Source organism: Roseovarius sp. MMSF_3359 (assembly GCF_030733385.1).
In the GTDB taxonomy this organism is placed as follows: Bacteria; Pseudomonadota; Alphaproteobacteria; order Rhodobacterales; family Rhodobacteraceae; genus Roseovarius.
This window is the reverse complement of the sequence record NZ_JASHJC010000003.1, coordinates 42,023-62,843: the sequence shown is the minus strand read 5'-3', so window position 1 is coordinate 62,843 and position 20,821 is coordinate 42,023. Positions and strand designations below refer to the sequence as shown.

The following is a 20,821-nucleotide window of genomic DNA, read 5'->3' as shown; positions in this document are numbered from 1 at the left end:
TAGAGGTGAGATTTCAACAGGGAGTTAAGAAAATGACACTCATGACCTGGACCCGCCGGGGTGTGATGGCTGTAACCGCAGGTGCGGTGCTGGCCATTGGTACCGTCGTGTCTCCTGCCGTGGCGCAGACCCCGCCCGGCGTGCTGATCGTCGGCCAGATTGCCGAGCCGAAATCGCTCGATCCCGCGGCGGTGACCGCCGTCAACGATTTCCGGATTCTGGTGAATGTTTACGAGGGGTTGACCCGGTACAAATCCGGCACGCTGGAGGTTGAGCCGTCACTGGCCACCGATTGGTCGATCAGCGAGGATGGCACCGAATACACCTTCACCCTGCGCGAGGGTGTCAGTTTCCATGACGGCACGCCGTTCAATGCCGCGGCGGTGAAGTTCAATTTCGACCGGATGCTGGACGAGAATCACCCCTATCACGATACCGGCCCCTTCCCGCTGTCCTTCTTCTTCGGGGCGGTGCAATCGACCGAAGTGGTCGATGACATGACGGTGAAATTCACCCTCAACGCGCCCTATGCGCCGTTCCTGTCGAACCTGGCCTATCCCACGGGGCTGATCGTCTCGCCCGCTGCGGTTGAGGCGAATGGCAAGGAATTCGGCCGCAATCCGGTGGGCACCGGCCCGTTCAAGTTTGCCGAGTGGCGGTCGAACGAGGCAGTTGTGGTTGAACGCAATGATGGGTATTGGGGCGAGGCTGCGGGGACCGAGGCGGTTGTCTTCCGTCCGATCACCGACGCCAATACCCGCGTGGCCGAGATGCTGGCCGGTGGGATCGACCTGATGGTCGAGGTGCCGCCCACATCGCTGGGTCAGTTCGAGGGGGATGGGTTCTCCATTGCCGAACAGGCGGGGCCGCATGTCTGGTTCCTGATCCTGAACGCCAAGGAAGGCCCCTTTGCCGACAAGAAGGTACGCCAGGCCGCCAATTACGCGATCAACAAGGAAGCGATCGTGAATGACGTGCTGGAAGGCACCGCAACTGTGGCCGCAGGCCCGACACCACCCGCCTTTGCCTGGGCCTATAACGAAGCGCTGGATCCGTATCCGTATGATCCCGAAAAAGCCAAGGCGCTGATTGCCGAGGCAGGAGCCGAGGGCGCTGAACTGACCTTCTTCGTGACCGAAGGCGGCTCGGGCATGCTTGATCCCGTTCCGATGGGTACGGCCATTCAGGCGGATCTTGAGGCCGTGGGTTTTGACGTGAAGATCGAGACCTATGAATGGAACACTTTCCTGGGCGAGGTGAACCCCGGTCTCGAAGGCAAGGCAGACATGGCCGAGATGGCCTGGATGACCAACGACCCCGACACGCTGCCTTACCTCGCGCTGCGCTCGCAGGCTTGGCCCGATCAGGGCGGGTTCAACTCGGGGTACTACGCCAACGAGAAGGTGGACGCGCTTCTGGAAGCGGCCCGCACCGCCACCGATCAGGCTGAGCGCGCGAAGCTTTATCGCGAGATGCAGGAAATCGTGCAGGAAGATGCGCCCTGGGTTTTCGTGGCCAACTGGAAGCAGAACGCAGTGACAAGCGACCGGGTGGCGAATTTCGGCCTTGAACCCTCGTTCCTCTTGCATCTGCAAGGTGTGGTGAAAAACTGAAGATCGGTTTCGGGCCGCGTTTGGCGTGGCCCGGCCCGTTAGGGAGCGCTGCTCGTCGCCATTGTCTCTCGGGCCAATGGCGCGACAATGGCGACACCCCGGAGTATTTTCGGAAAGATGAAAAGCGGGCGTTGGAAGGGGACCAACTGTGGGCGGCTATATTCTGAAGCGGTTGATTTCGGCGGTGCCGGTGCTGCTGGGGATCACGATCATCGTGTTCCTTATCATGTCGCTCATTCCCGGCGATCCGGCAACGGCGATCCTGGGGTCCTACGCGACGCCGGAAAACGTCGAAAAGCTGAACCGCGATCTGGGCCTGGATGCGCCGATGGTACAGAGGTACTTCATCTGGCTTTCCAATATGCTGACCGGTGATTTCGGCCGGTCCTATTCGCTGAACCGTCCGGTCATTGACGAGGTTTTGGAGCGGTTCAACGCCACGCTGATCCTGGCCGGGACGGCTTTCGTCCTTTGCGCCATCCTTGGCATATTGGCGGGCGTCGTTTCGGCCGCGCGGCAATATGGGCTGGCCGACAAGGCGATCACCTTCGTCGTGTTGATCGGCATCTCGGTACCGTCCTTCTTCCTGGGCATGATGATGATCCTGGCTTTCGCGGTGAACCTGCGGTGGTTGCCGGTGTCGGGCATGTTCGCGATCTATGGCGGCGGTGACCTGCCGGATCTTCTCCGTCATCTAATCATGCCTGCGCTGGCGCTGGCCGCGGTGGCGACCGGAGTCATCGCTCGGCTTTCACGCTCGGCCATGCTGGAGGTACTGCGGCAGGATTTCATCCGCACCGCCCGCGCCAAGGGAGTTCGGGAGAGCCGGGTGATCATGGGCCATGCCCTGCGCGCCGCGATGGTGTCGATCATACCGGTGCTGGGCATTCAGGCCGGGTTTGTCCTGTCGGGTGCGGTCTATATCGAGATCGTGTTCCAATGGCCCGGGGTGGGCCGGATGCTGGTCGATGCGATCCTCAAGCGCGACCTGCTGCTGGTGCAGGGTGGGGTGGTCTTCGTGGCCGCCTGCTACGTGCTTTTCAACATCGCGGTCGATGTGGCGCAGAGCCTCCTTGATCCGAGGATCAAGACATGAGCGCGTTTCTTAAACTCCTCTTCCGCAACCGGCTGGCCGCGCTGGGTGCGGTGGTGCTGGCGGCGATCCTGATCCTCGTGCTGATCACCCCGATCCTGCCGCTGCAGAACCCCGATGCCACCGCCACCGCCGACCGGTTCAAGAAGCCGTTCAGCGAAGGCCATCTGCTTGGTACCGATCACCTGGGCCGCGATCTGCTCAGCCGGCTTTTGCATGGCACGCGCCTATCGCTGGCCGTCGGCATTGCGGCCGCGCTCATTGCGGCGACCATCGGGTCGGCCATCGGCATAATTGCGGGGTACTTTGGCGGGCGGGCGGACAACATCATCATGCGCGGCGTCGATATGCTGATGGCCTTTCCCTATATCCTGCTGGCGCTGGCCATCGTCGCGGCGCTTGGTCCGGGCCTTATGAATGCGCTGATTGCCGTGGCCGCCGTCAACGTGCCGTTCTTCGCGCGGAACATCCGCGGCATCACCGTGGGCCTCGCGGGCCGGGAATTCATTGATGCCGCGCGGCTGGCGGGGATGGGGCACACGCGGATCATCCTGACCGAGCTTCTGCCCAACGTCCTGCCGGTCATCATCATCGCCATGTCCACCACCGTGGGCTGGATGATCCTGGAAACCGCGGGCCTCAGTTTCCTCGGGCTGGGGTCGCAGCCGCCGCAGGCCGATCTGGGCTCGATGCTGGGTGAGGCGCGTTCGGCGCTGATCTCGCACCCGCATACATCCGTGGTGCCGGGGATCATGATCTTCCTCATTGTCATGTCGATCAACCTGCTGGGGGACGGCGTGCGCGATGCGCTTGATCCGCGTCTGCGCTCCGGCGCGCTCAGCCGTCCTTTGCCAGCCACGCTGGTGGATCGCACGGGCGACATTCCGGCGGGCACCGATGATCTGCTGGCCATTCAGGATCTGCAAACCCAGTTCCATGTGGGCAAACGCACCTACCGCGCGGTGGGGGGTGTTTCGCTGGCTGTCAAACCCGGCGAGTGCCTGGGCGTGATCGGCGAAAGCGGTTCGGGCAAGTCCGTGACGGCGCTCAGCGTCATGGGCCTTGTCGCCTCGCCCCCGGGCGTGATCACCGGCGGTGCCGTGCGCTTTCAGGGGGAGGATCTGATTGGCGCCCCCTACGAGGTGCTCCGGCAAAAACGTGGCGACCGCGTGGCCTATATCTTTCAGGATCCGCTGGCCACGCTGCATCCGCTCTACCGGATTGGCCAGCAACTCGCCGAGGCGATCCAGTCGCATCACAAGATCGGCAAGGCCGAGGCCCGCGCCCGCGCCATCCAGTTGCTGAAAGACGTGCGCATCCCCAATGCCGAAAGCCGCGTTGACAACTTTCCGCATGAAATGTCGGGCGGGATGCGCCAGAGGGTCGGCATCGCAATGGCGCTGGCAAACGAGCCTGACGTGATCATCGCGGATGAGCCGACAACCGCGCTCGATGTGACCGTGCAGGCGCAAATCCTGTCGCTGCTGGACGATCTGCGCCGTGACCGGGGGCTGGCGATCATCTTCATCACCCATGATTTCGGCGTAGTGGCGCAGCTTTGTGACCGGGTCGCGGTGATGTATGCGGGTCGCATCGTCGAAGAGGGGCCAACGCAAGCCGTGCTGGACGCCCCCGCGCATCCCTACACAAGCCGCCTCATTGCCTGCGTGCCGGAACTGGGTGGCGGGCGGCGCGAACTGGCCGCCATCCCGGGCTTGCCGCCGGTGGTCGATGACCTGCCGCCCGGCTGCGCATTTGCCCCGCGTTGCGACAAGGCGCAGGAGGCCTGCCGGGTGGGCGACGTCGCGCTCAAAGGCATGGCCCCCCGTGCGGTGCGCTGTCTTTTCCCCGAGGAGGCCGTGTGATGCCCGCGCTCAAGGTCGAAAACCTCGCCAAGACCTTCCCGCTGAAAAAGCCGCTATTCGGCCCGGCGCCGCCCGGTGTGCGCGCGGTGCGGCCCATGAGTTTCGCGGTTGAGACCGGGGAGACGCTTGGCGTCGTGGGCGAATCCGGTTGTGGCAAATCCACACTGGCGCGGATGCTGGTGGGGCTGCTGGAGCCCACAGAAGGCGCGATCGAAATAGATGGCAAAGCCTTGGACAACGCAGACCCGGCAGCGTTTGGCAAGCTGATCCAATATGTGTTTCAGGACCCGCAAAGCAGCCTCAACCCGCGCAAGACCATCCGACAGGTGATGGAGGCGCCCCTCAAACGCCTGCATGCCTTGTCCAAGCCCGAACGCGACCAGCGGATTTCCGAGATTTTCGCCTCTGTCAATCTGCGCGAGGAATTCCTTGACCGTTACCCGCATGAGTTTTCCGGCGGGCAAGCGCAGCGTATCGGCATCGCCCGCGCCCTGGCCGCCAGCCCGCGCATTATCATCCTGGATGAACCGGTCTCGGCGCTCGATGTTTCGGTACAGGCGCAGGTGCTGAACCTCTTGGCCGACCTCAAGGCCCGGTTCGGCCTGACCTATCTATTCATCACCCATGATCTGGCGGTGGTCGAGGCGGTCAGCGACCGCATCGTCGTGCTGTACTTCGGCGCGGTTGTGGAGATCGGCAAGGCCGAGAGCATCTTTGCAAACCCCCGCCATCCCTATACAAAACTTCTGGCAGAGAGCGCGCCGGTCGTCGGTCGCCCGCTGACCGCACCCGAGCAGATAGGGTCCGAACTGCCCGATCCGCTCAACCCCCCGCCGGGGTGCGCCTTTGCGGGCCGCTGCCCGCGCGCCACAGATTTATGCCGCTCTGCCGTGCCGGAGCTGACAGACATGGGAGAAGACCAGCTTGCCGCCTGCCACCACCCGCTCGAAGGCTGAGCCGAAACTCAGCCGTCCGGTTCAGGTCGCCGAGGCGATCAAGGACTGGGTGGTCGAACGTGGGCTGCAGGCCGGGGACCGCCTGCCCGGCGAGGCTGAGCTGATCGAAGAGTTCGGCATGGCCAAAGGCACGATCCGCGAGGCGATGCGCGTGCTTGAGGCGCAAGGGTTGATCAAGACGCGCACCGGTCCTGGCGGCGGCAGTTTCGTCCATGAGGTCAGCCGCCAGCGCGCCAAGGCCCTTTTGGGAAACTACTTTTATTTCAAGGACCTGACCATCGGCGACCTCTACCAGCTTCGCCTGACCTTGGAGCCTGAACTGGCCGCAGCATTGGCGGGAAAACTGCCCGAGGACGTGTTGCGGCAGCTCGAAGAAAACATCGCCGCCTATTCTGAGCCGGCCAAAACGCTTGACGCGGAACGCGAGCAGCATGTCGCCTCGCTGAGGTTTCATGCCATCCTTGCAGAGCAGGCCAAGAACCCGCTCCTGGGGTTCATCATTGATTTCATGGTCAATCTGCTGACCGATCTGACCGTTTACCGGCGTCTTTATTCGCCGCCCAATATCGAGCTTTGGAAACAGGGCCGCGATCACCAGCAGCGGCTTGTCGTGGCGCTGCGCGAGGGCGATGCCGATCAGGCCCGTGCGATCATGTCCGACCACATGGAAACCGCCTGGACCCTGATGCGTCAGCAGGAGGTCGAGATGCAAAGCCGGTTTATCTCGGAATAGGGTGTGGCGTAGTAGACCACGATTACCTGTAACCTTACGTCAGCCAGGTGTGCGATTTGGATCGGGTCAAGCAGTGGTTTGCAATGGCCATCTGCAAGATACCGCAGCGCGCCGGATTTTGGGCGCACGGCTCTTCCCGAAACTCCAGCGACGCCCTCACCGCGAGGGGAGGTCCAGCTCGGTCTCACACCAGCTTTGCAAGGTTTCACAAAACCTCTCCACGCGGGCGGGTCGCCGGGTGCCTGCGGCCAGCGCGAGGTTCACGGCCAGCCGCGCCGCGCGCCAGTCAGGCGCCACATCGCGCAGCGCGCCGGTCTGCAAGTCTTGCGAGATGAACCAACGCGGCAGAATGGCCACGCCGACCCCCTGTTTTGCGGCCTCGTGAATCGCAAAAATGTTGTTGCTGGCCATTCTGGGCGTGACGGAAAAGGACTTTGACTGGCCTTCCGTGCCGGTCAATTCGATGCGGTTGCCTTCAAAAGGGCCGAGGGTCAGCCAAGGCAGGTCCTCAAGATCCACAGCCTTGTGCGCAGCCAGGCACTCCGTCGTCCCGACCACCAGGCGCTCGACACGTGCAAGCTCACGAACGACCAATGTGTCGTCGGGCACCGGTCCGATTTTCAGCCAGATATCACATCCTTCTTCGGCAAATCGGATCGTGTCATCGCGCAGTTGCCAATCGACGGTGACGTCCGGGTGGCTTTTCATGAATTGACAAGCGGCCCTGACGAAAAGGCTCTGGCCAAGGGCAACCGGTGCGATGGCACGTATCGTGCCGCGCAGCGCCGTGTCCTGGGTGTGCTGTTCCTCGATCGCCTCCCATTCCCCCAGAAGGCGCCGCGCATCGGCCAGCAGCGTGCGACCATCCGGGGTCAGCGTCAAATCATGTGTCGTGCGCCGGGCCAGGACAACGCCAAGGCGTTTTTCCAATGCGGCAAGTTGTCTTGAGATTGACGGCTGCGAGGTGCCCAGGTCACGCGCCGCCGCGGACAGGGATCTGCGTTCAGCAATCCGTACGAAGGCTTCCAGCAAAGCAAGGCGGTCAAAGCGAGTCGTCATACGTTAGATGTATAACAGTTGTTCTTGCCATGCGGCTACCGATTTTCACCTGCATCCGTATTTTCGTGGTCATCGCAATGAAAGGACCCCCAAGATGACCAAAGATCTCAACAATACCTTCACCTTCCTGAATGGACGCGTGGTCAACAGCGTCGGATACGGCGCGATGCGCCTTACCGGTCAGCCGCGCAATTTCGGACCCTATGCGGACTGGCAGGGCGGTATCGCGTTGCTGCGCCGGGCGCGTGATCTGGGGATCACCCACATTGACACCGCGCGCGCCTATGGTCCCCATGACAATGAAAAACTCATCGCTGATGCGCTTTTGAACGAGGATGGTACGTATGGCGAAATGTTCATCGCCTCCAAGGGCGGCATTGAAAAGGATGCCAAAAGCATCAGCCGCGATACGACACCCGCGACCATGAAACGCCATGTCGAGGAGAGTCTTGCCAATCTGCGGGCTGACAGGGTCGACCTTTACTACGTTCACTCGCCCGATGGTACGACGCCGATCGCCGATAGCATCGCCGCGCTGGAGGAGATGCGGCAGGTTGGAAAGATCGACATGATCGGATTGTCCAATGTCTCTCAAAAGCAAGTCGAGGAGGCGCTTGAAGTCGCCCCAATTGCGGCCGTTCAGAACCGGTATTCGCCCGCCGATGTGCGTGATGGCGCGCTGGAGGACATGATTGATTGGCTCGACCTGCGGGGCATCGCGTTCGTTCCGCATGGCCCCTTGGGCGCAAACCCGATGAAACAGGGGGCTGCCGTTGATCCGGCTGGCGCGCTTCGGACGCTGCTGGCCCGGTCGCCAAACATCCTTGTCATTCCCGGCACCACGAAAATCGCCCATCTCGAAGCCAACGCCTCGGCATTGGGTGTCTGAGATGCGCGGCCTGCGCCTTTTCCGAATGGCTGCATGCCTGCGAGAAATCCAACGAACAGAGAAAGCGGACAATTGCCGGACGCAGAAGGGCACCGATCGAGATTGCCCCAGGGCATTCCCCAATGGCCTCTTTCATTCACGGCGCCGCGGTTTGCAGGGGAAGCCGCGGCGCACCCCCCCCGGATCAGAAGATCAGCGTATCGTTACCGAACATCACGATCTCTGAGTTACCGAGCCCCTCCTCGGGGAAGGGGGTGTGATCGACATTCAATTCGACATCAAAGATATCGCCGTTGCCGATCCGCTGGTTGATTGTCGCGGCATAGACGTTCTTGAGCAGAACGAACGCCTCCCAGTCATCCTCGGCGCGTTCAATGAAGACAAGCGTGTCGAGCCCAACCTGCACCGCGGCAAGCGCCTCGCTGGCGGATTCCGCATGGTCAAATGTGCCAGTCTCAAACGCGAAGCTGTCGCCCCAGGCGTTGAAATCAAAAACCGTATCGACGCCGCCGGTGTCCTTGTCCCAATAGAGCGTATCGGCACCACTGCCGGTATGGATCGTGTCCGACCCTTCACCGCCGATGATAAAGTCATCCCCGGCACCGGCGTCGATCAAATCATCGTTCTTGCCGCCATCAATGCGGTCATCGCCATTGCCCCCTTCGAGCGTGTCGTAACCGGAGCCACCCTCCAGGTCGTCATCGCCATCCTCGCCCTTCAGGCGGTCTGCGCCCGAGCTACCGCGCAGCACATCGTTGTTATCGCCGCCTCTAAGCAGGTCATTGCCGCTGCCACCTTCCAGCACATCTTCGCCTTCGCCACCATAAAGCGAGTCCTTGCCGCCTTCGCCGCGCAACGTATCATCGCCTTCGTGACCCTTGATCTGGTCATCGCCATTGCGCCCGTTTGCGTAATCATCACCTTCCTTGAGCCACAGGATGTTCTTGCCGCCGTCGCCATAGACAACGTCATGCCCGTCGCCGGTTTCGACCCGTTCGATGCTGTAGAGCTCGTCATTGCCCAACACGCTGTTCGCGATGCCGGTCATCAGATCGACAGTGACCGATCCGTTCGTGTCGAATACCGCGAAATCGAGGCCGGCGCCCCCGAATAGCTTGTCATTGCCCTTGCCGCCCTCCAGCGTGTCGTTTCCGGCGCCGCCATCGACCGTATCGTTACCATCGTCTCCCCTGAGCCTGTCCTGACCCGCGTCACCGTCGATCCGGTCGTGACCGTCCCCGCCTACCACCAGGTCGTTATCGTCACCGCCGAGCAGCCAGTCATTGCCGTCGCCGCCCTGCACAGTGTCGTCTCCATCGCCGCCGACGATCGTGTCCTTGCCGTCGTTTCCGCCCAGGAGGTTGGCGGCGCTGTTGCCACTGATCAGGTCATCGCCGGACCCGCCGAAGACATTTTCGATCGAGTTGAATTGCATCGGGATGTCACGCGGGATCGAAATTTGCTGCCCGTCACGCCAATAGACGTAGGGCGGTATTGAAACGGTGCCCAACCCGCTGCTGAGGTTTATCTCTACGTCCCAAACGGAGGGCGCGAGGCTCATCGAATCCCTGCCGCTGCCGCCGTTGAACGACAGCTTGTAGGGGCCGTTGGTTAAAATGGTCGGGTCCCAGTTGAGAATTGGGTCGAAAATGATGAAGTCATCCCCGCCCTTGGCAATCACGGTCCCGTTCCAGTAACCAACAACCGCATCCTGGGTGGCTGATGGACCTTCGACCAGGATGAGGTCGTTGCCGTTGGTTCCTTCAATGGGTTTGGCTTTGATCTGTGGTTTGGGTTTAGCCATCTGAAAATCTCCTTAATGCAAACTGGCTCATATGCCTGGGCAAGAGCTGAAAACGCGGACGGCATGATCCGCCGCAGCCTGACAGTAAGCAGCCGAATTACGCCGCGGAACACGCAGGGCCGCATACATCTCGTGCAAGAATGCAGGACGCATTAGAGGTCTGATTTACTTTGGAAAATGTGGCGCCCTGTGCGCCTTCGTGCCCGTGGGAAACCGGTCGCATCGGTAGAAGCCTTGGGGGAAGCAGGTGCTCTTTAGCGCGCCGCTCGATGGGCGTTCTCCGGATAGGCAGCGGCCAGCATGACCCCGGCCAGACGGTCATAGGCCCGCGCCCACGCGTCAAATACTTCACTAGTCGTCGGCTCGCTCAGCAGGGTCTTCAGCATCCGGATCAGGGCTTCGCGCACGAGGCCGTAATGCTGCGGCTCCACCCCGTAGGCCAAATGGCGCAGGGCAAGATCGCGGATGACCGGTTCAAGCTCTTCGGTGTTCTGAAGCTGCGAGACAACCAGCCCCAAGGTGCTCATGAGTTTGGCGGCCTGCGCGGTCATGTCCTGCAGGAACAGGTGCCGGGTTTCGGGGGCGAGTTCGAACAGTTTTTCATAAAACACATCTCCCGCGCGCTGCAGATCCGCCGAGAGTTGCAGATAGGATTCTCGAATGAGGTCGATGTCATCCCGGCTGAGCTCCTTGACCGTCATTCTTGACCCCGCTTGGTAAGTCGCTGGCCGTTCACGCCGTTTGTACGGTCGCGTGAACAATCCACCGGCACCGGAAGTCTAGGGCTGGTTGAGAACCCCCACAATATGCAGCTTTGCAGGAGCGTCATGCAAAAACGCCTGTAGCGGGATGCGATCGGTCGTGGACCCGAAAATTATCAGTATTTTCAGCGCACTAATTTTCTCCCCACGCGGGAACTACGCGAGCTTGGCGTGATGCGCCACGCCCTCATCGGTAAGTGTAGGACGGTCTTGCGCAGACCCCAAAAGGTGGGATCGGAAATGATCTGCCACCCTCGGACGACAAAGATCAGGCTGGAGCCGCCCTTGATGTGTCTAGTGGCGTTTCACGATCTGCGTCAGGCGCTATGGGGCGCGGGCGTCGCGGGGAGGCTCATCGGGGCCTCCCCCTTCTTTTGCGGCGTGCAGAACAGGTTTGGCGCCGCCTCGCGTAGGGATCTGATCGTTGTCTGCACCCGGAGGCTCTGCACCGTGTCGGGATGGGCATGCAAATGCAGGGGGCGCAGAACCTGCAACTCTTGCCCACCGACCCTCTGCAACTGCGGATCGCCTTCCGCGAGACAGACCGGCAACACCCCCTTGCCCAGCCCATGGCGGATGGCGCGTCGCAGGAAATTCGGGTCGTCGCCGGTGAACCGTATCGGTTCGTCCCCCTGGCGAAGCGTGTCGAGAAACTTTGCCGGGATGCGCCGGGAGGCGGTGTCATCCAGCATCGCCACCCATGGCAGCGCGCAGGGGTTCGCCCCCTGCGCCGCGTAGAGCGCGAAGGGGACATCGGTGAGCTTGATTGCGAACTCTCCCATTTGCGGTGGATCCTCGAACCAGAGCGAGACGGTGGCCGCCGTCCAGGCCGCGAAACTGGGCTTTCCGGCGCTGAGGCGGACGTTCACTTTGGGATGTTGGTCAAGAAATCTCGGCAGGAACCGGTCCGCCAATTGATCGAGCACCCAGTGATCGCCCATGACCCGCAACTCACCCACGGGTTCGGTGACAGGCGTAGCGGCGATCTCTGCGATATGGTCGGTGCGGCGTTCAATCTCGGTCGCGTCCGCGATGAGTTTTTCGCCAGTCTCCGTCGGGATCAACCCGGACTTGGAGCGCAGGAAAAGCGTCGCCCCGAGTGCCGCCTCAAGCGCCGATAGCCGCCGCCCGACGGTGGATTGGTCGATCCCCAGCATGAGCGATGCCCGGGTCAGGGAACCGGATCGGACCAGTGCCAACAAGATGCGCAAATCGTCCCAGTTCACGCGGGTAATCCTTTAAAAACAGGCGGCCCTAGCTCTGGTCGATCAGCCGCAAAATCAATCCGTCCTCGATTTCAAAGAGCGAGGCACCTTTCAATGAAATAGTCTCAATCCCGGTATTGGTGTCCGACGCGGGCAACGCGAGGGAGGCCGTGTAGTCAATTTCGGCAAGGGTGATGCGGTCCACGGTGATTGCATGGGTCACGGTTTGTTGCCGCGCCAGCATCTTGCCGCATGCCATCTCCGCGAGGTTCCGAAAAGCCACCTTGCCGCGGACGCTGACCGTCTCCTCTTCTCCCACCAGGTTGACGAAGTGGATGTCCTCCGCGAGGCAATCCAGCATCCGGTCAACGTCCATTGCGTTGTAGGCGTGGATGTACTCCCGGATCACCTGTGGTAGTTTATCACTCATGTCTCGCACCTCAGTGTTTCGGAGGGCCCGGCACACGGAAAATGCCGGGCTCAATGAGACCAGAAGTTGAACATATGCGGGTCGTTGCGTCGACCCAGCCGAGGATCGTCACGTTCCAATCCCAGGTCTCTTTGGAAATGGCGAAAGTAGTGTGCCAAAGGGCTTTCACCGCCGCGAGCGCCGCACCAGATCACGGCCCTGACAAATCCAGCAATGCCGCGGAAACCCGGATGTTTCGAAAATCTGAACGGGCGTCGCATCTCTAAATCCACTTGTGTTCATGCTTGGTGGAGATATGGGTGATGGCCGGTCGGAACGCCAATTAATCGGCGCGTATGAGCCATCAGCCAGATTTATGTGTAATCGCGCTTCGATCCTCTATCGTCCGCCAATCAAGGCATATGCAGATTGATCAGTGCAGTAGTTTTGGGTCATAATGTGTGAAACCCAAGCGATCAAAAGGGCTGATTGATGTCCCGCGCCGACCTTCCACCTCTGCCAGCGTTGCGTGCGTTCGAAGCCGCCGCCCGGCACAAGAATTTCACGCAAGCCGCGTCGGAACTCGGGCTGACACAAGCAGCGGTCAGCTATCAAATCAAGGTGCTTGAGGAAAGGGTGCGCGCTCCGCTCTTCGTCCGCCAGGCTCGCGGCGTCGACCTGACCGAGGTGGGGATGCGGCTGGCGGGGCAAACCGGCACGGCCTTCGACATGATTGCAGACGCCTACGCTCATGCAATCGGGGCGACACAGGGGACCTTGTCGCTCAGCGTCATTCCGACGTTCGCGACGAGTTTCCTTGCGCATCGCCTGGGCCGCTTTCAGATGGAAAACCCGGATATCGCCGTACGGATCGAGATGAGCGAAGTCACCATAGATTTCCAGACGTCGGGCTTTGATGCCGCCATTCGTGCAGGTTACGGGGACTGGCCGGACCTGATGGCGCACCGCCTGCTGGATACCCGGTTTTCGCCGATGCTGAGCCCCGATCTGGCCGCGAGTATCGGTGGTGTGAAGACGCCGGGCGACCTTCTGAAATTACCGCTTCTGGCCGGGGCGTGCCCGTGGTGGAAAGCATGGTTCGACGCGGCAGGTGTGCCCCATGTTGCCCTGAATGATCTTCCGCGGCATCAGTTCGGGCCACAGGTGCTTGAGGCGACGGCGGCAATCGCGGGGCATGGTGTGGCGATGTTGACCCCAAGCTTTTTCGAGGAGGCGCTGAAATCAGGCCAGTTGATCCAGCCTTTCGACCTGACCTGCGACGATGGCAGCGCCTATTGGTTGACCTATCCCAAGGCTTTTCGGAACACCCCCAAAATCAAGACGTTCCGCAGGTGGCTCCGGCGTGAGTTGGAAGGGTATCCGCCTGGCAAGGCATAGACTTGGCCGGTCATGCAGATTGCTGTCGACGAGTTCAACGCTCGACTGATGTTTTGGCGGGCAAAGCCTGGTCGTCGAAAGCGCCTGCTCCAGGTATTGCGCTGACCCTTGCTCGCCTAGAGTATCATGTGTGCGGATCCTCCGCAGCCCACCCCGGATCGGGCCACTGGATACCATCAAGGGTCATCATCTGCCGCAGAAGTCGTCGCAGACAGGTGGGCGTTACGCTGTGTCGTCGTGGATCACGAGTGTGAAACCCTCGTCCTCGGTCGGTGGCACGAAGTATCGTGAAACTTCATGGAATTGTTCGTCACTTACCGAAAACGGATGCTCACCAATGGCGTTCCGGGCGCGGAGGCGGGACAGGCAGACTTCATCTGGTGGTGACAGCACATGCAGCTGGTTGTTGGCGCCGGTCTCTTCAACAATCCTGCGCATCCAGGCACGGCTTTCGATCGTGTTGGCCTGAAAATCAAGGACCACGGAAACCCCCGTTTTCAGGAGTGTGGCAACATGCGGTCCCATGACCTTCCGGAGTCTGGAGGCGCAGCGCATGTAGTCCTTGGCGCTCGACAGTTCATGCGAAAACAAGGCTGAAAGCCATGCGTCTTCGGCAATCAGGACCGCTTGATTGGTTGCCGCCAGTGTCGCCGCCAAGGTGGATTTACCCGCAGCGATCTTGCCGCAGAACATGTAAAGGGTAGCTTTCTTGCCGGGCAAACCGAATGCTCCTCTTGGCAATGAAAAACGGCGCTGACCGTGTCACCGCCGGATATCAAATCGAACCTGTCCTGTCAGCCATTCTCGGCAGTCTGGCCGGGGCGCGCGCGATAAAGACGCGGAAATCCTGCTACCTCATCGCGATGGATGGGAAGGCGGGGGTGTCCCCGCCCCATTTTCACGCGGCATTGGCCCAAGCGCCTGATCTTGCGGCATCGACCGCAAAATCGGCGAAATCGCGGGGTGGCCGGCCCAGGGCACGTTCGACACCATCGCAGATCTCTGCGTTGCGCCCGTCCAGCGTTTCGCGCGCGATCCCGGTGAAGACGTCGGCAACGAAATCTCCGTCCGCTTGCGCGACATTGGCGTGGAAATCCTCGAAGCTGATCGGGATATGCCGGATTGGCCGCCCGGTGGCCTGTGACAGGGTATAGGCTATCTCGGCAAAACTCATCAGGCGTGGACCTGTCACCTCGTAAAGCTGACCTTGATGACCATCTTCGGTCATGCAAGCAACAACGACATCGGCAATGTCGTCTATATCAATGATCGGCTCGCGCACCATCCCGCCGGGCATGGGCAAAACACCGGCCAGAATGGGATCTCGCAGGTAGCCTTCGCTGAAGTTCTGGGCGAACCACGACGCGCGCACAAGCGTATAGCCAATGCCCGAACTGCGGACCACCTCTTCGCCCAGACGGGCATGATGTTCGCCGCGACCGGACAGCAATACCAGATGCTGCAGACCGGCCTCTTTGGCGGTCTTGCAGAAAGCCGCGATTTTTTCGACCGCCCCGGGAAAGGCGAGGTCCGGAAAATAGGTCACATACGCCTTGGTGACGCCATGAAGGACGGGGCCCCAAGTTTCGGGATCTTCCCAGTCGAAGGGGATCGCGGCGCCGCGCGATCCATGACGCACGGGGACGCCCGATGCTTCGAGGCGGGCCGCGACGCGCGAGCCGGTCTTTCCGGTGGCGCCAATGACGAGGATGGGTGTGGGTTGCATTGATTTGCTCCTTGGCTGCAATTGATGCGCAGGAAATAAGCGCCAAGGTGCATGTGGTTATTGACCCGTCCTGCCAGTTTTTTGACCGGCGCTGCCAAATGGCATGTCAGTGGCCGGTTTGGTCCTTGCGGTAGCTGGCAGGTGGGCGGCCAACCCATCGCTTGAAGGCCCTTGTGAACGAGCTTTGTTCGGAAAACCCGGTCAGAAACGCGATCTCGGCCAGCGCATAACGATCATCGCGCAAGAGCCCTTCGGCCAATTCACGGCGGGTTTCCTCGGTCAGGGACTGAAAGCTCAACCCATCCTCGGACAACCGGCGGTGAAAGGACCGCGCACTCAGGCCGAGACCGCGGGCAATATCCGCCATTTTAGGGACCCCTTCGCTGAGCGCGTTCGCGATGGCCCTCTTGGCCTCGGTTGCCAATGTCCAGTCGTCACCGATCTCGGCAAGTTCCGCGTCGAGATGAGACAAAAGGAACCGGGTGATCCCCTCGTCGCCAAGGATGTTCGGCGTTCTCAGCCTGTCCTCGTCCAGCAACAAGGCATCCAGTTCCGCACCAAACCGAACGGGGCAGCCAAAATAGGCTTCATGCGCCTCCTGTCTCGTCGGGCCTGAATGTCGGATATGGACTTCGAGCGGTGTGAATGTCCCCGGTGAAACTTGCCGCGCCAGGGACACCGCGCTTGCCAGGCTGGCCTCGTTGGACATTCGGAGCCCAAGCCGGCGTGGCCCGTCCCGATGGAGGATGAAAAGCAGGCCCTTTGCGCTTGGGCGAAGTTCGTATTCCACCACGCTGGTCCAAAGCCGCGCGTAGCGTTCCACGCGCGAGAACGATCCCATCAGGTCAGGTGCGGCTTTCCATGCGAGGCCAAGGGCACCGTATTCGTCACAGCGCATTGATGCCCCGGTTTTCAAGGGCAGTTCCGTGACATCCGTTTCGGCAGCCATCCGTTCCAGCATGTCGTAGTAGGCCGCCGCGGAGATCATGACTTTTGGATCCCACGGCGCGTCAGGATCGAGCCCAACCGATGTCAAGAAAGCAGCGCCATCCAAGGTTTCACCCGCGGCAGCCACCATCTTGCGCGCAAAGAGTGAAGTGACGTTTCCCATGGCCGGATATTAATCGAAGCGGTTCAGTCAACCAAGCCATGGTCTTGCGGGAAACCCATAGCGTCACGCGGAGGTCCGCCCGCAGAGCTGGCTTTCCATCGTTAATGATCTGTTCGGCCGTCACACACTTTGGACGATCCAGTTTTCCAGGATCGTGGCCTCTTGCGTCAGCTTCACACCCGACCGCTTCACAAGGAAATAGCCGCGCCCGGTCTTGAGGGAAACGTCAAGGGGCTGCACCAGCTCGCCCGACTCCAATTGCCGGTCCAGGAGCCTGTTCCACCCGAGGGCTATGCCCTGTCCGGCGCAGGCCGCCTGGATGAGCAGGGGGAGATTGTTGAACCCGAGCGACCGCATGTCATCCGAGAAGGGAATGTTCTTCTTGGTCAACCATTGATGCCAGTCAACCCAATCCCACCTGTCCCCGCGAAGGTCCAGAAGCGTGTGTTCTAGAAAGTCATTCGGAGTGGCGATGGGTGCATTGTCCAACAGGTATTCGGGCGTGCAGACCGGGTAAATTTCTTCTGCGACGAGCAGTTTCGCGTCAAACCCGGGCCAGTTTCCATCGCCATAGAGCAATGCCATGTCGACGCTGCTTCGGAGGCAGTCTTCTTCGCTGTCTGACGCGATGATGTTGACGGAGATCTCGGGATAGCTTTCCTGGAATCTGGGAAACCGCGGCATCAACCAGAGATGCGCCATCGACAGATCCGCGCCCAGCGTCAGGTCATGCGGCTTGTCTTCCACGCGGATCGAACCCGCAGAATTTGCCAGAAGGTCCAATGCGACAGATACCGAGTGCTGAAACCTCTGCCCCGGTTCTGTCAGTTCGATGCGCCGGTGCGTCCGGTCGAACAGCTTCACGCCAAGATGCTGCTCGAGGATCCGGATCTGCCGGCTGACCGCTGCCTGGGTGATGAACAATTCTTCGGCCGCCCGGGTAAAGCTCCGCAGGCGGGCCGAGGCTTCGAACGCCGCAAGTGTCGTCATAGGGGGAAGCTGACTTCGAATTCGTTCCATAAGTATTCCTGATGATATAACCAAAGTTTATATCGTTTGAGCGATATCAGGCACAACTATACCTTATGTTACATGGAAAATGGGCGCGATGTTGGTCACTGCGCCGATCATCTTCAACAGCCCGTTGTTCCGGCAAAGCAGGCCCAAGCCTGCCAACAAGCAAACAATGGGGAGTATCAATAATGACTGATCCAGTGTTTTTCCAGTTTTCAACCGTGACCGTTATCATCCTGCTGGCGCTCTTCTATGGCGGCACCTTTTACATGTCGACCTACGTGAACGAGAAGGAAGAAAATGTTGACGGTTTCATGGTGTCTAGCGGTGAGGTCGGCTTTGGCATCTCAGCAGCAAGCATGACCGCCACGTGGATCTGGGCGGCATCCTTCTACGGGGCTGCGATCTCGGGGTATAATTACGGCCTGTCCGGTCCCATGCATTACGGGTTCTGGGGGGCGTTGATGATCCTCTTCATCTATCCGTTTGGCCTGCGTTTCCGGCAGCTTGCACCGAATGCGCATACGCTTGCCGAGATCATGCACGCCCGCCACGGATCGGGGAGCCAACTGATCCTCGCGATTTCCAATCTGCTGGGCAGCGTTATCAGCCTCATGGTCAATTTCACCGCGGCGGGGGCGTTGGTATCGGTTCTGTCGCCGCTGTCGTTCCAGGCGGGTGTCTTGATCGCGGGTATCGGTGTTCTGTCCTACACGCTCTGGTCCGGGTTCCGGGCCTCCATCCTCACGGACTTCGCCCAAGTGGTCGCCATGATGTCGATCGCGGTGGTGATCATCCCTTGGGTCTATTTCAGCGCGGGGGGCAGTGAGGCCCTGAGCGCCGGTTTGGCCAAGGTGACCGAACAGCAGGCCGATTTCTTTTCGACAACGGCCATTCTGGAGCAAGGTGCGCCCTTCTTCGTCGCCGTACTGGCCTATGCGATTGGGAACCAGACCATCGCGCAGCGGCTCTTTGCCGTGCGCCAGGACCTGATCAAACCGACCTTCGTGACCGCGACGCTTGGCTATGGCTCGATCGTGATCGGCCTTGGCATGCTGGGCCTGATGGCCTTGCTCCTGGGCGTGGCACCGCATGAGGGGGATCTTAACAACATCATCCCGCAGATGGCCTCGGCCTACCTGCCGCCGGTGATGATCGCGCTCTTCTTCATCCTGGTGATCGGATCGCTGTCTTCCACGGCGGATTCCGACCTTTCGGCACTCTCGGCGATCATGATGACCGACATCTATGGCCGTAATATCGCCAAGGGTAATCCGAACGCCCGCAAGATGCTGCTGCTGGGTCGTCTGACCATGATCGTGGCCACGGTCGCGGGGCTGATTCTGGCCAGCTTCTCGCTCGATATCCTGGTGATGCTGGTCTTCGTGGGCGCGCTTTGGGGGGCGATCGTCTTCCCGGTGATTGCAAGCTGCTACTGGAACCGGGTCACCAATGCGGCCTTCATCTGGGCCGTGATCGGCGGGCTGGTGCTGTTCACCATCGTGCGGTTCGAGGTGCTGCCGCTCAATGGTGTCGTTGGCGGGTTCTTTGAAATCATCGCGGCCGCGGGTGGCGGTGTCGTTCTGGGGCTGATGGCCTTCGGGTTCTTCGGTCGCATCGTCGGGCTGATTGTCGGGGTGATAGCGGCGGTTGTCTGCGTCTACTACTTCGCGGGCTTCCTGCGGGACTACACTGTTCTGCTTGGGTCGCTGACCGCCTATGGCGCCAGCACGATCATCTGCGTGATCCTGAGCTTTTTGGGTCAGGAGGAGTTCGACTTCGACCTGATCAATGAACGGGTGACCAGCTTCGACGACGATGCGGCAATGGCCGCGGTTCGTGCAGAAGATGAACGCCTGAAAAACGCCTGAAAACATGAAAGGAAACCAACCATGCTCACACTTTACATCCTGATCTGGCCCGCCATTTCCGCGGTGGTACTGGCGCTGATTGTAACCACCTTCATGCGCGAATTGCGGCAAGCCAAGAAGGACGGCAAGAAGGTCGTGTAGCAAAGCGATCATCGCCTGCGGGTGCCCCGTTTTGCACCTTGCCAAGACCTTTGAAGCAAGAGCCTCCACGACCTTACGCGTCGTGGGGGCTCGATTGCCGTGATCGCGGCCTCAGTGCCTGAACAGGACCCGGCATGAGTGCCAACGAATTGGTTACTGCCGGTTTTTCCTTGGCCTGAAACCGATCAGCAGGGCGAAGACAAAGAAGCTGCCGATTGAGGTTGTGACGATACCAACCGGTATCTCTTGCGGGGCGAGAACCATGCGGGACAGGATATCCGATGCCGTCAGGAGCGTGGCCCCGATCAGCGCCGCCGTTGGGATCAGCCGGGTGTGCAGCGTTCCGACGAGGCCGCGGGCCAGATGCGGCACCATCAGCCCGACAAAACCGATGACGCCTGCCACCGATACGAAGGTTGCCGTGCTGAGGGCCGCGCAAAGAAACATCATCATGCGCAGCCGTTGCACCGGTACGCCGAGGCTGGTGGCGGTCCGGTCGCCGGCCAGCAGCGCGTCGAGCCAGCGCCGCCGATAGAACGCATAGGCGAAGATCAGCAGCAGGCCGAAGAGGACAAGCGGCAGGGTCTGCCACCGCGACAGGCCCAGCCCGCCCAGCATCCAGAACACGATCGAGTGTGCCGCGCGGCTATCCCCGGCGAAAATCAGGTAATTCGTGATGGCCGCGAAGAGGAAGGACACCGCCAGACCTGCTAGGATCAGCTTTTCCGGCGCGCTGTTGCGCAGGCTGTGCACAAGGGCAAGGACGATCAGCGATGCCACGATGCCACCGCAGAAGGCCGCCAACGGCAAGGTCCAGATGCCGAGCACATCGCCCGTCACGGTGATCACGAATACCGCCCCCGCAGCAGCGCCGGAGGAGAGGCCAAAGAGGAACGGATCGGCTAGGTCGTTGCGCGTTGTCGTTTGAAGGACAACCCCCACGATGCCAAGACCCGCCCCGATGATGGCCGAGAACAGGGCGCGGGGCAGGCGCAGCTCCAGGATGATCCGCTGCGTCGGGGAGGGGTCGGTATCTGCCCCCGCAAGACCCGCGCGCAGGGCCGCCGTGATCTCGGCGAGCGGGATCGAGGTCGTGCCGACAAGAACCGACAACAGGATAAGGGCGGCCAGTAGGGCCGCCCCCATGAGGGTCGTTGCGCCAAATCGGCTCAA

Annotated in this window: 19 protein-coding genes; 9 read left to right on the top strand and 10 right to left on the bottom strand. The window is 60.8% G+C overall.

The features are described 5' to 3' along the window. The first annotated feature begins 32 nt into the window (after positions 1-32). The 5 genes from RBB29_RS05370 (at position 33) to RBB29_RS05350 (ending at position 6,260) form a co-directional block, all read left to right on the top strand. Positions 33-1,613, top strand: a complete 1,581-nt coding sequence (locus RBB29_RS05370) for an ABC transporter substrate-binding protein (RefSeq protein ID WP_306115322.1) — start codon at positions 33-35, stop codon at positions 1,611-1,613. A 148-nt stretch (positions 1,614-1,761) separates the two neighbouring features. After that, on the top strand, positions 1,762-2,709 hold the full coding sequence (locus tag RBB29_RS05365) for an ABC transporter permease (protein ID WP_306115323.1): 948 nt from the start codon (positions 1,762-1,764) through the stop codon (positions 2,707-2,709). Beyond that, complete coding sequence (locus RBB29_RS05360; protein ID WP_306115324.1) at positions 2,706-4,571, top strand: dipeptide/oligopeptide/nickel ABC transporter permease/ATP-binding protein; 1,866 nt, start codon at positions 2,706-2,708, stop codon at positions 4,569-4,571. Before RBB29_RS05365 ends, RBB29_RS05360 begins: the two co-directional genes overlap by 4 nt. Further along, positions 4,568-5,527, top strand: coding sequence for an ABC transporter ATP-binding protein (locus tag RBB29_RS05355; RefSeq protein WP_306115325.1), 960 nt, complete (start codon positions 4,568-4,570; stop codon positions 5,525-5,527). The genes RBB29_RS05360 and RBB29_RS05355 overlap by 4 nt, the downstream gene beginning before the upstream one ends. Continuing rightward, on the top strand, positions 5,496-6,260 hold the full coding sequence (locus RBB29_RS05350) for a FadR/GntR family transcriptional regulator (RefSeq protein ID WP_306115326.1): 765 nt from the start codon (positions 5,496-5,498) through the stop codon (positions 6,258-6,260). The genes RBB29_RS05355 and RBB29_RS05350 overlap by 32 nt, the downstream gene beginning before the upstream one ends. A 156-nt stretch (positions 6,261-6,416) precedes the next feature. Here RBB29_RS05350 and RBB29_RS05345 read toward each other — a convergent pair whose 3' ends face one another. Continuing rightward, positions 6,417-7,319, bottom strand: coding sequence for a LysR family transcriptional regulator (locus RBB29_RS05345; protein ID WP_306115327.1), 903 nt, complete (start codon positions 7,317-7,319; stop codon positions 6,417-6,419). 94 nt (positions 7,320-7,413) lie between these two features. On the opposite strand from RBB29_RS05345, the gene RBB29_RS05340 reads away from it, so the two are divergent. Next, the gene (locus RBB29_RS05340; protein ID WP_306115328.1) at positions 7,414-8,208 is read left to right on the top strand and encodes an aldo/keto reductase; all 795 of its coding nucleotides are present in this window, start codon (positions 7,414-7,416) and stop codon (positions 8,206-8,208) included. A 184-nt stretch (positions 8,209-8,392) separates the two neighbouring features. On the opposite strand, the gene RBB29_RS05335 is transcribed toward RBB29_RS05340, so the two are convergent. The 4 genes from RBB29_RS05335 to RBB29_RS05320 all read right to left on the bottom strand — a co-directional run bounded on the left by RBB29_RS05335 (position 8,393) and on the right by RBB29_RS05320 (position 12,408). Beyond that, on the bottom strand, positions 8,393-10,012 hold the full coding sequence (locus RBB29_RS05335) for a calcium-binding protein (RefSeq protein ID WP_306115329.1): 1,620 nt from the start codon (positions 10,010-10,012) through the stop codon (positions 8,393-8,395). 254 nt (positions 10,013-10,266) lie between these two features. Further along, positions 10,267-10,713 carry a globin domain-containing protein gene (locus tag RBB29_RS05330; protein WP_306115330.1) on the bottom strand — a complete coding sequence of 149 codons (447 nt, stop codon included), beginning with the start codon at positions 10,711-10,713 and terminating at the stop codon, positions 10,267-10,269. 377 nt (positions 10,714-11,090) lie between these two features. Then, a complete protein-coding gene (locus tag RBB29_RS05325; RefSeq protein WP_306115331.1) occupies positions 11,091-11,999 on the bottom strand; it encodes a LysR family transcriptional regulator in 909 nt (302 codons plus the stop codon). 28 nt (positions 12,000-12,027) lie between these two features. Then, positions 12,028-12,408: a nuclear transport factor 2 family protein gene (locus RBB29_RS05320; protein WP_306115332.1), complete on the bottom strand. Its 381-nt coding sequence runs from the start codon at positions 12,406-12,408 to the stop codon at positions 12,028-12,030. Between the two features lie 471 nt (positions 12,409-12,879). On the opposite strand from RBB29_RS05320, the gene RBB29_RS05315 reads away from it, so the two are divergent. Then, positions 12,880-13,785 (top strand): LysR substrate-binding domain-containing protein, encoded by a 906-nt coding sequence (locus RBB29_RS05315; protein ID WP_306115333.1) that lies wholly within the window; start codon positions 12,880-12,882, stop codon positions 13,783-13,785. A gap of 222 nt (positions 13,786-14,007) precedes the next feature. Here the strand turns inward: RBB29_RS05315 and RBB29_RS05310 are convergent, their stop codons facing one another. The 4 genes from RBB29_RS05310 to RBB29_RS05295 all read right to left on the bottom strand — a co-directional run bounded on the left by RBB29_RS05310 (position 14,008) and on the right by RBB29_RS05295 (position 17,612). Then, on the bottom strand, positions 14,008-14,505 hold the full coding sequence (locus RBB29_RS05310) for an AAA family ATPase (protein ID WP_371931421.1): 498 nt from the start codon (positions 14,503-14,505) through the stop codon (positions 14,008-14,010). 178 nt (positions 14,506-14,683) lie between these two features. Then, positions 14,684-15,511, bottom strand: a complete 828-nt coding sequence (locus RBB29_RS05305; RefSeq protein ID WP_306115334.1) for an NmrA family NAD(P)-binding protein — start codon at positions 15,509-15,511, stop codon at positions 14,684-14,686. A 106-nt stretch (positions 15,512-15,617) separates the two neighbouring features. After that, a complete protein-coding gene (locus RBB29_RS05300; RefSeq protein ID WP_306115335.1) occupies positions 15,618-16,622 on the bottom strand; it encodes an AraC family transcriptional regulator in 1,005 nt (334 codons plus the stop codon). Positions 16,623-16,742: 120 nt separating this feature from the next. Continuing rightward, entirely contained in the window at positions 16,743-17,612 is an 870-nt protein-coding gene (locus RBB29_RS05295) for a LysR substrate-binding domain-containing protein (RefSeq protein ID WP_306115336.1), read from the bottom strand. 212 nt (positions 17,613-17,824) lie between these two features. Here RBB29_RS05295 and RBB29_RS05290 point away from each other — a divergent pair, with 212 nt between their 5' ends. Next, positions 17,825-19,507 (top strand): sodium:solute symporter family protein, encoded by a 1,683-nt coding sequence (locus RBB29_RS05290; protein WP_306115337.1) that lies wholly within the window; start codon positions 17,825-17,827, stop codon positions 19,505-19,507. 21 nt (positions 19,508-19,528) lie between these two features. Beyond that, positions 19,529-19,648 (top strand): putative transporter small subunit, encoded by a 120-nt coding sequence (locus RBB29_RS05285; protein WP_306115338.1) that lies wholly within the window; start codon positions 19,529-19,531, stop codon positions 19,646-19,648. Between the two features lie 153 nt (positions 19,649-19,801). Here RBB29_RS05285 and RBB29_RS05280 read toward each other — a convergent pair whose 3' ends face one another. Beyond that, positions 19,802-20,821, bottom strand: coding sequence for an iron ABC transporter permease (locus RBB29_RS05280; RefSeq protein ID WP_306115339.1), 1,020 nt, complete (start codon positions 20,819-20,821; stop codon positions 19,802-19,804).